The sequence below is a fragment of the Pseudomonas azerbaijanoccidentalis genome (assembly GCF_019145495.1).
GTDB classification, from domain to species: Bacteria; Pseudomonadota; Gammaproteobacteria; order Pseudomonadales; family Pseudomonadaceae; genus Aquipseudomonas; species Aquipseudomonas azerbaijanoccidentalis.
In genome coordinates, this window is record NZ_JAHSTU010000001.1 from 500923 (window position 1) to 514762 (window position 13840).

Annotated in this window: 10 protein-coding genes; 4 read left to right on the plus strand and 6 right to left on the minus strand. The window is 60.1% G+C overall.

The genetic code is table 11. The features are described 5' to 3' along the window. Window positions 1–4 precede the first annotated feature (4 nt). Window positions 5–850 (plus strand): ABC transporter permease, encoded by an 846-nt coding sequence (locus KVG88_RS02215; RefSeq protein WP_150700421.1) that lies wholly within the window; start codon window positions 5–7, stop codon window positions 848–850. Continuing rightward, window positions 847–2649 (plus strand): dipeptide ABC transporter ATP-binding protein, encoded by a 1803-nt coding sequence (locus KVG88_RS02220; protein WP_217870170.1) that lies wholly within the window; start codon window positions 847–849, stop codon window positions 2647–2649. Before KVG88_RS02215 ends, KVG88_RS02220 begins: the two co-directional genes overlap by 4 nt. A gap of 115 nt (window positions 2650–2764) precedes the next feature. Here the strand turns inward: KVG88_RS02220 and KVG88_RS02225 are convergent, their stop codons facing one another. The 6 genes from KVG88_RS02225 to KVG88_RS02250 all read right to left on the minus strand — a co-directional run bounded on the left by KVG88_RS02225 (window position 2765) and on the right by KVG88_RS02250 (window position 11701). Next, window positions 2765–3850, minus strand: coding sequence for an LLM class flavin-dependent oxidoreductase (locus KVG88_RS02225; RefSeq protein WP_217870171.1), 1086 nt, complete (start codon window positions 3848–3850; stop codon window positions 2765–2767). 40 nt (window positions 3851–3890) lie between these two features. Beyond that, entirely contained in the window at window positions 3891–6473 is a 2583-nt protein-coding gene (locus tag KVG88_RS02230) for a TonB-dependent receptor plug domain-containing protein (RefSeq protein ID WP_217870172.1), read from the minus strand. Between the two features lie 101 nt (window positions 6474–6574). After that, window positions 6575–8161, minus strand: coding sequence for an ABC transporter substrate-binding protein (locus KVG88_RS02235; protein WP_217870173.1), 1587 nt, complete (start codon window positions 8159–8161; stop codon window positions 6575–6577). 4 nt (window positions 8162–8165) lie between these two features. Then, the gene (locus tag KVG88_RS02240; protein WP_217870174.1) at window positions 8166–9374 is read right to left on the minus strand and encodes an LLM class flavin-dependent oxidoreductase; all 1209 of its coding nucleotides are present in this window, start codon (window positions 9372–9374) and stop codon (window positions 8166–8168) included. A 15-nt stretch (window positions 9375–9389) separates the two neighbouring features. Then, window positions 9390–10613 carry a lipase family protein gene (locus KVG88_RS02245; protein ID WP_150700427.1) on the minus strand — a complete coding sequence of 408 codons (1224 nt, stop codon included), beginning with the start codon at window positions 10611–10613 and terminating at the stop codon, window positions 9390–9392. Window positions 10614–10627: 14 nt separating this feature from the next. Continuing rightward, a complete protein-coding gene (locus KVG88_RS02250; protein ID WP_150700428.1) occupies window positions 10628–11701 on the minus strand; it encodes an ABC transporter substrate-binding protein in 1074 nt (357 codons plus the stop codon). A 396-nt stretch (window positions 11702–12097) separates the two neighbouring features. Here KVG88_RS02250 and KVG88_RS02255 point away from each other — a divergent pair, with 396 nt between their 5' ends. Then, window positions 12098–13177 (plus strand): sigma-54 interaction domain-containing protein, encoded by a 1080-nt coding sequence (locus KVG88_RS02255; protein WP_217870175.1) that lies wholly within the window; start codon window positions 12098–12100, stop codon window positions 13175–13177. Between the two features lie 107 nt (window positions 13178–13284). After that, window positions 13285–13791 carry a cupin domain-containing protein gene (locus tag KVG88_RS02260; protein ID WP_225933837.1) on the plus strand — a complete coding sequence of 169 codons (507 nt, stop codon included), beginning with the start codon at window positions 13285–13287 and terminating at the stop codon, window positions 13789–13791. The last annotated feature ends 49 nt before the right edge of the window (window positions 13792–13840 follow it).

Genomic DNA, 13840 nt, shown 5'->3' on the forward strand with positions numbered 1-13840 from the left:
ATGCATGAATGACTCCCGACGCTTGCGCTGGCAACCGTGGCTGGCGGAACCGCAAACCCGCAAGGGCACACTGATCACCCTGGCGGTGGTGATGCTGGCACTGCTTGGGCCATTACTGGCGCCGCACAGTCCAACGGCAATGGTCGGCTCGGTGTATGGCGCGCCGGTGGGTGCTGCATGGTTGGGCTATGACTTCCTCGGCCACGACGTGTTGTCGCGCCTGCTCAGCGGTGGCCTCTCAGTGCTGTGGATGTCGGTGGCGGCGGCTTCGATCGCATTGTTGACCGGCAGCACGCTGGGGTTGTTGGCGGGGTTTTCCCGACGGCGGCTGGATCAGTTGATCACCTGGTTGGCGGACGTGTCACTGGCTTTTCCCGACCTGATTCTGGTGCTGTTGATTGTCTCGATGCTGGGACGCGCGCCTTGGCTGATTGTGCTGACCGTGTCCATCGCTTTCACGCCGGGGGTGATTCGTCTGGCCCGTGGCAGCGCGGTGGCCGTGGCGGGGCAGGAGTTTGTCGAGGCCGCGCAGATGATGGGGTATTCGAGGCGGCGAATTCTGTTCAAGGAAATCCTGCCGAACATCCTTACGCCGCTGCTGGTGCACTTCGGCAACATGCTGACCTGGGGCGTGGGCATGCTCTCGGGCTTGAGTTTTCTCGGTTACGGCGTGGCGCCACCCACCGCTGATTGGGGGCTGATGATCAACGAAAATCAGGCGGGTTTGCTGGTACAGCCGTGGGCGGTATTGGCCCCGGCGATCCTGATCGGCATTTTTGCTTATGGCACCAATATTCTGGCTGAAGGCATCGGCCGCAGCAGTTCAAGGATCGGAGAGAAACAGCCATGAACGCCATTGCCGGGATCGAATCCCGTGGCCCTGTACTGACGAAGCAAGTGTTGCAGGTTCGCGATTTGCGGGTCGAGTTGCCGGGACAGATCGACGTGTTGTCCGGCGTCACTTTTGATCTTGAACGCGGAGAAATTCTTGGATTGGTCGGAGAGTCCGGTTCCGGCAAGACCACTCTGGCCACCGCCTTGCTGGCCCATGCCCGAAGGGGCGCGCGGATTGTTGGCGGGCAGGTCGAAGTGTCTGGTCGATCACTGTTGACGCTGGCGGGTGAAGACCTGCGTCGGGCTCGGGGCAGCCTGATCGGTTACGTGGCCCAGGACCCGGCGACCGCGCTGAATCCGGCACTGCGCATCGGCAGTCTGTTGCGGGAAACCCTCAGCGTTCACCAGGTCGAACTGGACCGCGCCGCGCAACAGCAGCGCATCGTCGAGACTTTGCGCGATGTCGGGCTGCCCGATGACGCAGCTTTTTTGCGACGCTTTCCCCATCAATTATCCGGAGGGCAGCAGCAACGGGTGATGCTGGCGTTGGCTTTTGTCTTGCGTCCGGTACTGATCGTCCTCGATGAGCCGACGACAGCGCTGGACGTGACCACCCAGGCCCACATCCTGGCGACGTTGCGTCGGTTGTGCAAAAGCCTGGGTGTGGCGGCGGTGTATGTGTCCCATGACCTGGCGGTGATCAAGGATCTGGTGGACCGGGTGATGGTCATGTACGCCGGGCGTATCGTCGAGGTGGCGCAGCGTGAAGTGCTGTTCCATCAACCGGCTCATCCCTATACCCGTGGCTTACTGGCGGCGATTCCCGATGTGTCGCAACGACGGGATTTACTGGCGATTCCCGGGCATGCACCGGCACCGGGACAGCGACCGCAAGGTTGTGCCTTCGCGCCCCGGTGTGGGCGTCGCGTTGCGGCGTGCTCGGTGCTCGAACCGCCATTGCAGGACCTCTCTACAGAGCAGCGTGTGGCCTGTCTGGCGCCGCATCTTCAGGCCTTGCAGCTGCGCGGCCAAACCTCGGTGTCGACAGCCATCGAGGCGTTGGAGCGCACGCCACTGCTGGAGATCAAAGACCTGAACGTGGCCTATGACCGTCAGGTTCTGTTCGATGTGTCGCTGCGTGTGGCTGCCGGGGAATGCCTGGCGCTGGTGGGTGAGTCCGGTTCGGGCAAGACCAGCCTGGCCCGTGCCATTGCTGGCCTGGGAGAAAACGCCGAAGGCGAGGTGCACTACGCGGGCGAGTTATTGAGCCTGTCGGCGCGACAACGTGACGGAGGGCAACGGCACCAGATTCAGTACATCTTCCAGAACCCGTATCGGGCACTGAATCCGCGGCAAACGGTTTACCAAACCTTGAGTGCGCCACTGGAGCACTTCTTCGGCATCAAGGGCACAGCCGCGCGGCAAAAGGTGGAAGCGGTGCTCAAGCGTGTGTCACTGCCGACCTCCGTGGCAGAGCAGTACCCTCACAGCCTGTCCGGTGGTGAGCGTCAGCGCGTGGCGATCGCACGGGCGTTGGTTTGCGAGCCAAAACTGTTGATCTGCGACGAAATCACTTCGGCACTCGACGTGTCGGTACAGGCGTCGATTCTGGCGTTGTTGCGGCAATTGCAAGGTGAGGGGCTGACGCTGCTGTTCGTCACCCATGACCTGGGCGTGGTTCGCGCCATTGCCGACCGGGTATTGGTGTTGAAATTGGGTCGTGTGGTGGAGCAGGGAAGGGTCGATCAGGTCCTGGACCAACCGCAGGCGGCATACACACGATCGTTGCTGGAAAATTCGCCGACGTTGTGGTGACGTCGACCTGCGAAGTGCCGGCCATGCAACAGCAAGATCGAAAGATCGCAGCCTACAGATGACTGTGTTCCCCTGTAGGAACTGCCGAAGGCTGCGATCTTTTGATTTACCGGCCTTACGCCACCCGCGCCTGACGACGGCGTGCTTCTTCGCGCACGGCCGGGATGATCCAGCGTCCGTAATCCACGGTGTCGTAGAGCGGGTCGTACCCTCGGTTAAGGAACGTCGTCACTCCCAGATCGACGTAATCGAGCAACGCCTGGGCCACGGTTTCCGGGGTGCCGACCAACGCGGTGGTGTCGCCGTAGGCACCGACGGCAGTGGCGGTGGGCATCCAGAGCGCACGGTCATGACGATCGCCCAGCGCTGCTGCGGCGAGCAGGCGTTCGGATCCGGTGCCCTTGATGCGTTTCTGCCAGGGGCTGCCGGCCGCAAACTGCGGGTTGGCCTTGATCTGTTCAAGGATTTGATGGGCGCGTTGCCACGCCAATTCCTCGGTCGCACCCAGAATCAATCGTACGGACAGACTGACACGCGGTGCCTCGACACCCGCTGCACTGGCGGCCGCGCGCAGCTTGCCGATCTGTTCGGCCACGCCGCTCAATGGCTCACCCCACAACGCATACAGGTCCGCATGTTTCACTGCGATCTGATAGGCAATGTCCGAAGACCCGCCAAAGGAAATCGGAATGTGCGGCTGCTGCAACGGTTTGACCGGTGAGAACGCGCCCTTGATGTTGAAGTATTTCCCTTCGAAGTCGAAAGGCTCCTCGGCGGTCCACGTCCGGCGGACGATTTCCAGGTATTCATCCGTACGTTTATAGCGTTCGGTCTTGTCCAGCAGGAAGTCACCTTCCTGAGGTTCGGCAGTGATCCCGGTGATGGCATGCAGGCGAATCCGGCCACCGCCGGTGGTGTGATCCAGTGTCGCGAAAGACCGGGCCGCGACTGTTGGGGCGGTGAGCCCCGGACGGTGAGCGATCATGAACCCCAACCGTTCGGTGTGAGCGGCGGCGTAGGCGGCGATCTGCAAACTGTCGGCGCTGCCCGGCCCGCTGGCAATCAGCACCCGGTCGAACCCTGCATGCTCATGGGCGCGGGCATGGTGACGAATGAACGCCAGATCGAAATCCGGACTGCGCACGCCCCGGGTCTCGGACCACTGGCGGGGGAAAATCATGCCGACGAATTCAATGGACATTGGAACACTCCTGTTGGCGGCCAGTGGTTTGGCCGCGGGCTTAGAACTGGTAATCCACCTGGGCCAGCAAGGTGCGGCCTGGCATGGGTTGCAGGAAGGTATTGGTAGACCCGGCCAGGCCGCTGACGAAGTTCAGCTCGTTGGTCAAGTTGAGCACGCGCAAAGTGGTGCTCCACTGCGGCTGGCGGTAGTACAGGGCCAGGTCGAGGTTGTATTCGTCGGGGATCTTTACGGTCTTGCTCAGGTTCAGATACCAACTGCTGGTCCACCAGCCGGACAGTTCGGCGCCGAAACCTGAATCGAAGCGGTAGTCGACGTAACCACTGGCGGTGTACTCGGGAATCTGTACTGCGTCGAAGCGTCCGGACGGCCGCTGGTTGAGGCTGTTGTTGTCGCCGAACACCGTGCCGTTGTCGGGAATGAAGCCTGCCGAGGCGAAACCGGCCTGGGAGGCAAATTCGTTGTAGGCGGTGAGTTTCGAAAGGTTCAGCGCTGTGCGCAGGTGATCGTCAGGCTGGTAACGAATGGTCGACTCCACGCCCTTGATCACCAGTCGCGCAATGTTGTTATTGCTGTCGGGGGATTGATCCCGTTCCTGCTTGAATGCCGCCAGGGTCATGAACAGTTGGTTGGGCACGGCTTCGACTTTCAACCCGACTTCGTGCAATACGCTCAGGCTTTCGAACGCCAGCGGGTTGAGCAGGTTGGCACCGGCACCGCTGCCCCAGCCCAGGCCGTTGGAGAAGAACCCGGTGTTGACCGCCAGCGAGCGATCGAAGGTGTAGTACAGCGTGCTGTTCTCGGTGGGCTTGATGTACGGACTGACCTGAAAGGCAAACAGTCGGTAGTTGTCACTGTCCTTGCGCGGGTTGCCACCGGCGAGCACGAACGGGTTTTCGATTTCAGCGTCGATCCAGCTGCGGCTGGCACCGATGTTCAGGCCGACACGCTCGCCCAGTTTCAGGTTGTGCTGGGTAAACAATGTCCGCGTGGTCCAGGTGCCTTCAGCGGTGTAAGGCGCGACGGATTCGGCATAGAGCCCGTGACCGGCCGGGTACATCGCCGGCAGATTCAGCCAGCCGTAGTAGTTGGAAAATTGCGGCACACCGGGCTGGCCGATCCAGGCACCGTTGCCACCGGCCGGGTTGGAACCGGTCAGCCCCAGCAGATCCCCTGGATTCTTGCCCGATGGGTCCTGAGTCAGGTCATAGGCGTTGATGGTCGAACCGAAGTTGTTGTTGGCAGCGATCGACTGGTTGAACTCGCGGCGGTAAATCAGCCCGGTATTGCTGTCATCCCGCAAGGTCAAACCGCCCAACTGCACTTCGTTACGCGAGCGAAACTCGAAGCGATTATCGAAAATATTGTCCTTGGACTGCACCTGGAAAGAACCGACGGCGTCGGTCATGTCCCGCGAGCGCTGGTAAAACGTGCTGTTGGCCAAGGTGATGGTCGGCGTCAGATCGGCTTCTACCCGCAGTTGCGTGGTGAAGCGCCGCGAGCTGTTTTCATCCTCGTCGCGCTGACCGGTTTGCGAGGACAGCGAGGTCAGGCCATTTCCGGCGAGCGACGGGTCATACACCCAGCCCCGCAGGCTGCCCGGGTTGGCGCGTGTGTTCGGCGAAGCGGACTGGAAACTGCCATCGACCACGCTGTATTGGCCCTGCGCGTTACGTTGGCGTTTGACCCAGCCAAGGGTCGGCGCATCCGCCGCACCGGACGCGAGTACCGGCGACCACAGGGTGTTGCCGTTCTGAATGATCGGCGTCGCGCGCCCGGCGTAATATTTGCCGCTGTCCACCAGCTCCTGGTTGGCGCGGTTCCAGCCGTGGGTGATGTTGTAGTCGTAGTAGTCGTCGTAACTGGCATTCCAGTCGACGCGCACGTTGTCGTTGCGCCAGGCGAGGGCGCCGTAGAACGCGTCGAAGTTGTTGTCGACGTTGTCGTAGAAATCTTCCTGGCGCTGCTTGGTAATGCTGATCCGGTAGGCCAGGTTGTCACTTAGCGGGCCGGTGTTATCAACGCTGAATTTGCTGGAATCACGGGATTCACCGTCCGGCACCCACGTGCCCAACTCACCGCTGAGTCTGGTTTTGAACTCATTGAAGTTTGGTTTTTTGCTCAGGTAATTGACGTAGCCACCACTACCGGACACCGAACCATAGGTCACTGAAGAGGGACCTGCGACGATGTCGGCACCTTCATAGGCGTTGAAGTTGGCCGGGTGCCGCACACCGTAAGCGCGCTGGCCGTCCTGGAAAACTTCAGAACCCTGGGCGCGAAATTGTGGGGCGATCCCGGCGTTCTGGCCGCCACCGCGGGTAATGCCCGGCGCGTATTTGACCAGGTCGTCAGCGCTGCGGATCGGGTCGTTCGCCAGTTGTTCGGCATTGACCTGCGTGATCGAGCGCGGGGTGTCGAGCACCTTGGCTTCGATGCCGCCGTAGACCGAAGACACAGGACGGGTGGGCAGGGCGTCATCGTCGGAATCGCCAGCACTGGCTTGAACAGTGACGGTTTGCAGTTGAGTGTCGGCGGCGAAGGTGGGTATTGAAAATGCCGATACCACCGCCATGGCCAGGGCGGAGCGTTTTACAGGCAAACGAAAGGCGATAGAGGGCATGACGAATGGGCCTCGCAAAAAAATGTAATGGGTATGGCAATGTCCCTGACACCCGGCAAAACCTGTGGGAACTGGCCTGCCGGCTCCCACAGGTAGCGGTGTCAGGCCGTGTCTTTCAACCAGAGCTTTTCAAAGCGCCAGGTGCTGAACAGCGACTCCTCGGCCTCCGCGCCGCCTACGCGGTTGGCCACACTGTCGAGCAGATCGGCGTAGCCCCAGATCAACATGCCGCCGCGTTCGTACTGGATCTGCTGGACCTGGTGGACCAGCGCCTTGCGTTTCTCCAGGTCGGGTTGGGCCATGGCCGCCAGAAACAGCTCGCTGAATTGCGGATCGTTGAAATGGGTCTTGTTCGACACGGCAAAAGGCGCGTCGGTGTGAATCGCACTGGCCAGGAATGGCGCGCCGATGCTGCCGCCAGTGCTCAGTGTCCAGTCGGTGCGCAGCGGGCCCTGGAACGTGGCCAGGTCGACTTGTTTGACCTTGAGCGTGACACCAATGCGCTTGGCCTGTTCGGCCAGCACCAAGGCTGAGGTCAGCCCCGGACCAGGTGTTGTCACCAGTTCCAGTTCAAGATTTTCATGCCCGGCTTCCTTGAGCAGTTGCGCCGCACGTTGTGGGTCATGAGGTCGCGGCCCCAGCGTGTGGTTGAAGGTCGGATCGCTCGGCGCATAAAGGTCGTTGGCTACTCGGCCCTGACCGTTGAGCGCCCGACGCACCAGTTCTTCGCGGTCGGCCAGCAGGCGAAATGCCTCGCGCACCCGTGGATCGCTGAACGGCGGTTTGTCGAGGTTCATGTCGAACGACAACCAGTTGCCGGTTACCGATTTGAGTACGGTGAGCCTTGGATCGCGCTGCAGCACTTGCAATTGCTCGGTGGGCATCACGTTGGCCATGTCGATTTGCCCGGATCGCAGGGCGGCCAGGCGCGAAACCTGATCCTTGAAATCGATGATTTCCAACTCGTCGGCGTAAGGTTTTCCGTCCTTGTAGTAGTTCTCGAAACGCGTGAACAACGAACGCTGGCCGGGAGTGAAACTTTTCAGTTTGTACGGGCCGGCGCCCACCGGGTTGGTCACCGGGTGATAGTCCACCGGCACGATCCCGCCAAAGTTGACCCAGGTTTCCGCCAGCGGCATGTAGCTGCGGCCTTCACGAAAGTTAAGGCGCACGGTGCGCGAGTCGAGTTTGACCAGGTTGTCGCGGTCCACCCAGTGCAACAGCGCGGCGTAGGGCGAGGCCAGTTGTGGATCGGTGAGACGGCGAATGGAGAACATCAGGTCATCGGCGTCGATGGTTTTGCCATGGTGAAACTCCAGGTCTGGACGCAGGCGAAGCGTCCAGCTGCTGGCATCGGCGTTCGGCTCGGCGAATTCAGCCAGGGCCAGGCGCGGCTGCATTTGCTCGTCCCATTCCCACAACTTGCTGTAGAGCGCAAAGCCGCGAACGATGCCGCTGCCGATGGGTTTGTGCGCGTCGAGGTTGCCGCTCTGGTTACCGTCGAGAATCCCCAGGCGCAGACGTCCGCCATAGCGCGGATGATTGTTAGCCGTGGTGCTGACGCTTGGCTTTTCGCTGCTCGGGCCGCAGCCAGCGAGCAGGCCGCCACCGAGCAGCAAACCGCCGCCAAGCAGCGCGCTGTGGCCGAGAAAACCCCGACGGCTGAACAATGAGTGATCGTCGCTCATGGCATCAGGCTCCGGCCGGACCGTTGGCGGAGCGCAACTCCAGCGGTGCCGGGGCAGGGCGGATCAGTTCGGCGCGCTCACTGCGAAAGTGCGGCAGGATGTGCTCGCCCAGGCGGTAGGCTTCTTCCAGATGCGGGTAGCCCGCGAGGAAGAACAGATCAATGCCGATGGCGTTGTATTCGCGTATCCGCGCCACGACATTTTCATAACTGCCCACCAGCGCGCAGCCCGGCGGAATACCGATGTAGCCGAAACCGGTCCAGACGTTAGGGTGAATGAAGAAATCATCGAAGCTTTGGGTCTCGGCCTTTTCTGCAAACCCGGTTTCGTAACTGAGTTTGCGCGCGGTGCGCAACCCGGCATGCGCCGCGACTGCCTTGACCGCGCCCCTGGCGATGCCTTCATCGAAGAAACGTTTAGCTTCAGTGCGAGCCAGTTCCTCGGTCTCCCGGGTGATCACATCGATCGACAAGCCAAAACGAATGTCGGTGCGCCCGTACTTCAGTGCACGCTCGCGGATATCGGCAATCAGCGCGGCAATTTCATCGGGATGCTCGGCGCGCATCAGGTAGAAGTCGGCGTGCTTGGCCGCGAACTCCCTGGCCGGGATCGATGAACCGGCGGTGCAGATCAGTGGCAGCTCGGCCTTCTTCAACGGCCCGCGCAAACCACCGCCTTCGGCCTTGTAAAATTTACCTTCGTAGTGGAAGTTCTCGTTATGCCAATAGCCCTTGACCACGTCCATGAACTCGATGGCGCGCTCATAGCGCTCATCGTGATCGCTAAAGTCACCGACCTGGCGCTGAATCGCATCCGAACCGCCGTTGATGATGTTCCACACCAAGCGATTGCCAGTGGCGCGCTGATAGGTTGCGGCTTGCTGAACCGCCACCCACGGCGTGTAGTGGTAGGGCTGGAATGCCGTGACGAATTTCAGCGTACGGGTTTCCCGGGCGAGCAGTGAGCAGACGGTCCAGGGTTCTTCACCCGAAGGGGCGTTGACCATCAGTGCACCGCCGAAGCCGTTGATCTCAGCGGCCTTGGCGATCTGCCCCAGGTAGTCGATGTAGGTGAAGTGGTCGCCCACGCTGAACGCCGAGACAGCGCCGGTGCTAGGGCCCCCGCGATGCCAGTCGCCACGGTTGCGCGGATCACCGGGGAGGAACTGGGTTTCGCCGTGAAGCGGCAGGCGCGTGAAGAATTCAATGCTCATGTCGAAGGCTCCGTTTCACTGCACGTTAGGGCTGCAGATCGGGGTGATCGGCTGGTCGTTGATGACCTTGTGCGCGAAAGGCACCGAGTCCTTGAGGGAGGCGTTGACCGTTTCGCTATGCCCCAGCCCTTTATAGAGATGGCCCTCAACCACGGAGCCGGTTTTGCAGGCGTCTTGCATCAGCGCGACCTGGGTCGAGGCTGCCGGGGTTTTATCTTCAGCGCCGGTGCCGATGAAAATCGGTTGGGCCAGTTTCAGCGTCGGGTAAGACACTTGCTTCTGCCACGCCGCGAGCTGGTCACCCTTGTAGTCCTTTTTGGCGTTTGCCGGGGTCAGGCCGACACCCACCACATCGCTGACCAGCGCCGCCAGGCAACTGGTGCGGGCCTGCTCGAACAGAGGCAGTGCTTTGTCGGTGTAGAAGTCCTTGGGGTTGATGCTCGGGTCGTACTGCTGCGCCGCTAGCAACGTGTAGAAGCCATAGGCGAGGGACGCGTCGACTTTGTTGACGTCCTGCTCACCGACGTTTTTCGCACCCACGGTGTAAATCACGCCGGTGCCGATGCTGCCTTTGACGCCGAGGTCCGGCGCATAAGTCGGCGCATAGGCCGCCGAAGCGAAGGCGCCGGCGCCCCCTTGGGACTGACCGACGATCAGCACTTTGTTCGCAAGCCCCGGAACACCGGCGACCACGGCTTTGGCCGCATCGAGAATGCCGTAGGCCGCCATGCGATTGTTCAGCAACGGGTGACCACCGGGTACGCCGAGGCCCTGATAGTCGGTGGCGACAATGGCATAACCTTCGTCCAGCCAACGGCTGAGGTACTGCACGTCGCGATAGGAACGGCCTTGCCAGGACGGCGCGCAAACATCCGCGACACCGACAGTGCCATGGCCCCAGCTGGCGACCGGCCAACCACCGGCGGGCGCTTTGCCCTTGGGCAGGAACAGCGTGCCCGAAACCACGATCGGGGTTTTGTTGTCGATGCCGTCGGTGGACGTGTAGAGAATCCGTTGCGCGCTGGCGGCGTTGGGCAGGCTAAGGGTCTTTTCCAGTGGCTCGCTGCGCAGCAGTTTTCCGGGCGTCGCCGGGATGACTGCTTGCCAGGTGTAGAACGCCGAGACGCGGCCGTCGCCTTGCTGCGGATCGGGTTTTGGTGCGTGTGTACCGGCCGCCATGGCTGTGATGGACAGCGCCAGGACACTTAAACCGAAGACGAATTTTTGCGGCAGTTTCATCAGGATTTCCCTATTCATGGATTGTTGCTGACCTGGCCACGCAAGGCCGGCCAGTAGTCGGTAAGTTTCAGATCAATCAGCGCCTGGTTGGTGAAACCGGTGGCCAGCGAAGGAGTGATGTCGTAGTTGTCGCGAATCAGGTGATTGGCCAGGGCGTAAGCGGTCAGGGCCTGGTAATGGGCTTTGAGTTGTTGGTCGCTCTTCGGCGCCCAGCGCTCCTTCCAGGTCACCGGATCGTTCTGGTCGTCGCGACGCAGCACGCTTTCAGCGGTGCCGGCACGGGAGGAAAGTTGGTAGTAGGCGTCCTGGTTCTGTTCCTGAGAAATCCACCAGGCGGCCTTGACCCATGCCGTCGCCAACAACTGCGTGATGTCGGGATGCTGCGTCACAAAGTTGTCCGTACCCCAGAGGTCGGAGACCAGGCGCCAGTCATTGGCGCCTTGCTTGGTCGACCAGAGAATCTTGCCCACGCCTTTGTCCTCAAGCGCGTAAGCCTCGCTGAGCAGCACCGCCGCATCGACTTTTCCAGCAGACACCGCCGCGGCACCGACTTGCGGGTTGAGGTTGGCGATTTTGAAATCGTCGAGCTTCAGGCCTTTGCTGGCGAGAAAGTTGCTGAACGCGAATTCCCATGGCCGACCGCGATGCAGGGCCAGGCGTTTGCCTTTGAGGTCTTCAATGCTCTTGGCCTCGGAACCCGCTGGCACCACCAGGTAGATGTTGTTGCCGCTGCCTCCGGGCACGATCAATTTGCCCGGCACGCCACCCGCACCGGCGATCACCGAGGGCAGATCGCCGCGCACGGCAAAATCGATACTGTTGTTGCTGAAACCTTCGTTGATCTGCGGACCGGCGCCGGCGTGGGGCAGGGCGATCCACTCGAGTTTCACGCCGCGCTGGCTCAGTTGCTGTTCGAGCCAGCCATCCTCGATAACGCGTCCGGCAATACCGCCAAACACCGGTTTGCCGCCTTGGGTGTAGGCAACAATGGCGATCTTCACCGCCGTCGGTGCCTGTTCGGCCAGTGCGGTGGCACTGAGCAGTAACCCGGTCAACGCGACCAGGCCGTTGCGCCAGAAACGTTTCATAGACATCTCTCCAAATAGCTCATTTCGAAACCCAATCTGTAGAAGCCGACTCGCTGGCGATGAGGCCCTTCAGCTTTTGAACCACCATCGCGGATAAGTCAGCGCCTACAGGTGTATTGCTGTTTTGAGGGAGAGAGCAGATTGCATGCCACAGCGTGAAAAACCGGCTGCAGGCCTTGCGTGGCCTGGCTTTCGGGTTGCGGGCAAGCGTGGCTTGAAGCGGTAGGTGCTGATCAGCAAGCAGGGGGATGCTTGCCTATTGCTGCTCCAGCAGCAGGCGAGGAGCAATCGAACGGCATATTCGAATCAGGAATATACAAATGCTAATTAATAATTTTTTAGTCTAAATATCTTAGTGCACTATTGACCACGCGCTTTTACTGCCAGGAATGCACTATGTCGCTGATCACTCATCCAAATGCCCGCGAATTGACCAAGTCGGTAAGGGCCACCGTTCTGGTGTTCAAGGACCCGCGCTCACAGGAGTTGCTCAGTCGTATCGAGCGCCTGGCGCCCAGTGAAGCCAACACGTTGATCATCGGTGAAACCGGAACCGGCAAGGAGCTGGTTGCCCGCCATATTCATAATTTGAGTAGAAGAGGGCGCGAACCTTTCGTTGCAGTGAACTGCGGTGCCTTCGCCGAAACCCTGGTGGAAAGTGAGCTGTTCGGCCACGAAAAAGGTGCGTTCACCGGGGCCACTTCCAGCAAGGCCGGTTGGTTCGAAGCTGCCAATGGCGGCACGTTGTTTCTTGATGAAATTGGTGATTTACCGCTGAACATGCAGGTTAAGTTGCTGCGGGTTTTGCAGGAGCGCGAAGTGGTGCGCCTGGGTTCGCGTACGCCGATTCCCATCAACGTGCGCTTGGTGGCCGCGACTAACGTCAACCTTGCGGATGCCGTGGTTGCCGGCCATTTTCGCGAGGATCTTTTCTACCGATTGCACGTCGCCACGATTCGCCTGCCGCCGCTGCGTGAGCGACCGGGCGACATTTTGCCATTGGCTGAGTTTTTCCTTGAAGAACACTGCCAGCGTTTGGGTTACAACCGTGCTTCATTGAGCGTCGAAGCCGAACGAAAACTGTTGGAACACAGTTGGCCAGGCAACATTCGCGAACTGGAAAACTCGATTCATCATGCGTTGCTGGTGTGCCGTAATCAGCGGGTCGCACCAGCGGATTTGCATCTTGTGGACATGCGTTCCTCGGGTATCCGCCACGAACAGGAGCAGGCTGTTCATGCAAGCCCCGGCATCGCTGCACCGGTAAACCTGGAAGCGGCACTCAACGCATTGTTCGAGCAAAACATTCCAGACCTCTACGAGCACATTGAAGAAACCATTTTCCGCGCGGCGTACCGGTTTTGCCATGGCAACCAATTGCAAACCGGGCGACTGCTGAACATCAGCCGCAACATCGTTCGGGCGCGCTTGGAGAAGATCGGGGAGTTGAGCAAACCGATTTCGATGGGGGAGTAAAAGCCGCTTGTTTGGTGCATATTTGTAACTCTACTAAATAGACCTTTAGTCGAGTTAATCGCCTAACGTCTTCTAAATGTGTAGATATGCATCGAACGGAGAGGTTGATGGCCAAGAAAGACGATATCGAACAATTGATCGCCAAACTGGATCTTGCACCGCATCAGGAAGGCGGTTATTACCGCCGAACGTTCCAGTCCGCCAATCAACCCATGCTGATCACTGCAGACGGCCCACGGTTCTGCATGACGTCCATTTTTTACTTGTTGACACAGGATTCCCCAACAGGACATTTCCACCTGAACAAGTCAGACATCGTGCATTACTACCATTTGGGCGACGCCATCGAATACACACTGATTTATCCAGACGGCACACTGAACACCATCGTGATGGGCAGCGACGTCATCGCAGGACAAAGTTTGCAACTGCAGGTACCGGGCGGCATCTGGAAAGCTTCACGGTTGATGGCGGGCTCTGCGGGATTCGGATTGATCAGTGAAGCGGTGACGCCAGGGTTCGATTATGCGGATATGGAAATGGGGAACCGGCAAAAGCTCAGCGAGCAATTTCCAGAGCATTCGCAAGTGATCGTAGGGCTGACTGAGGGATGAGGTCCCAGGGGCTGGTTCAGGCCTTCAAATGTGCGTGCAACGAGCCTGA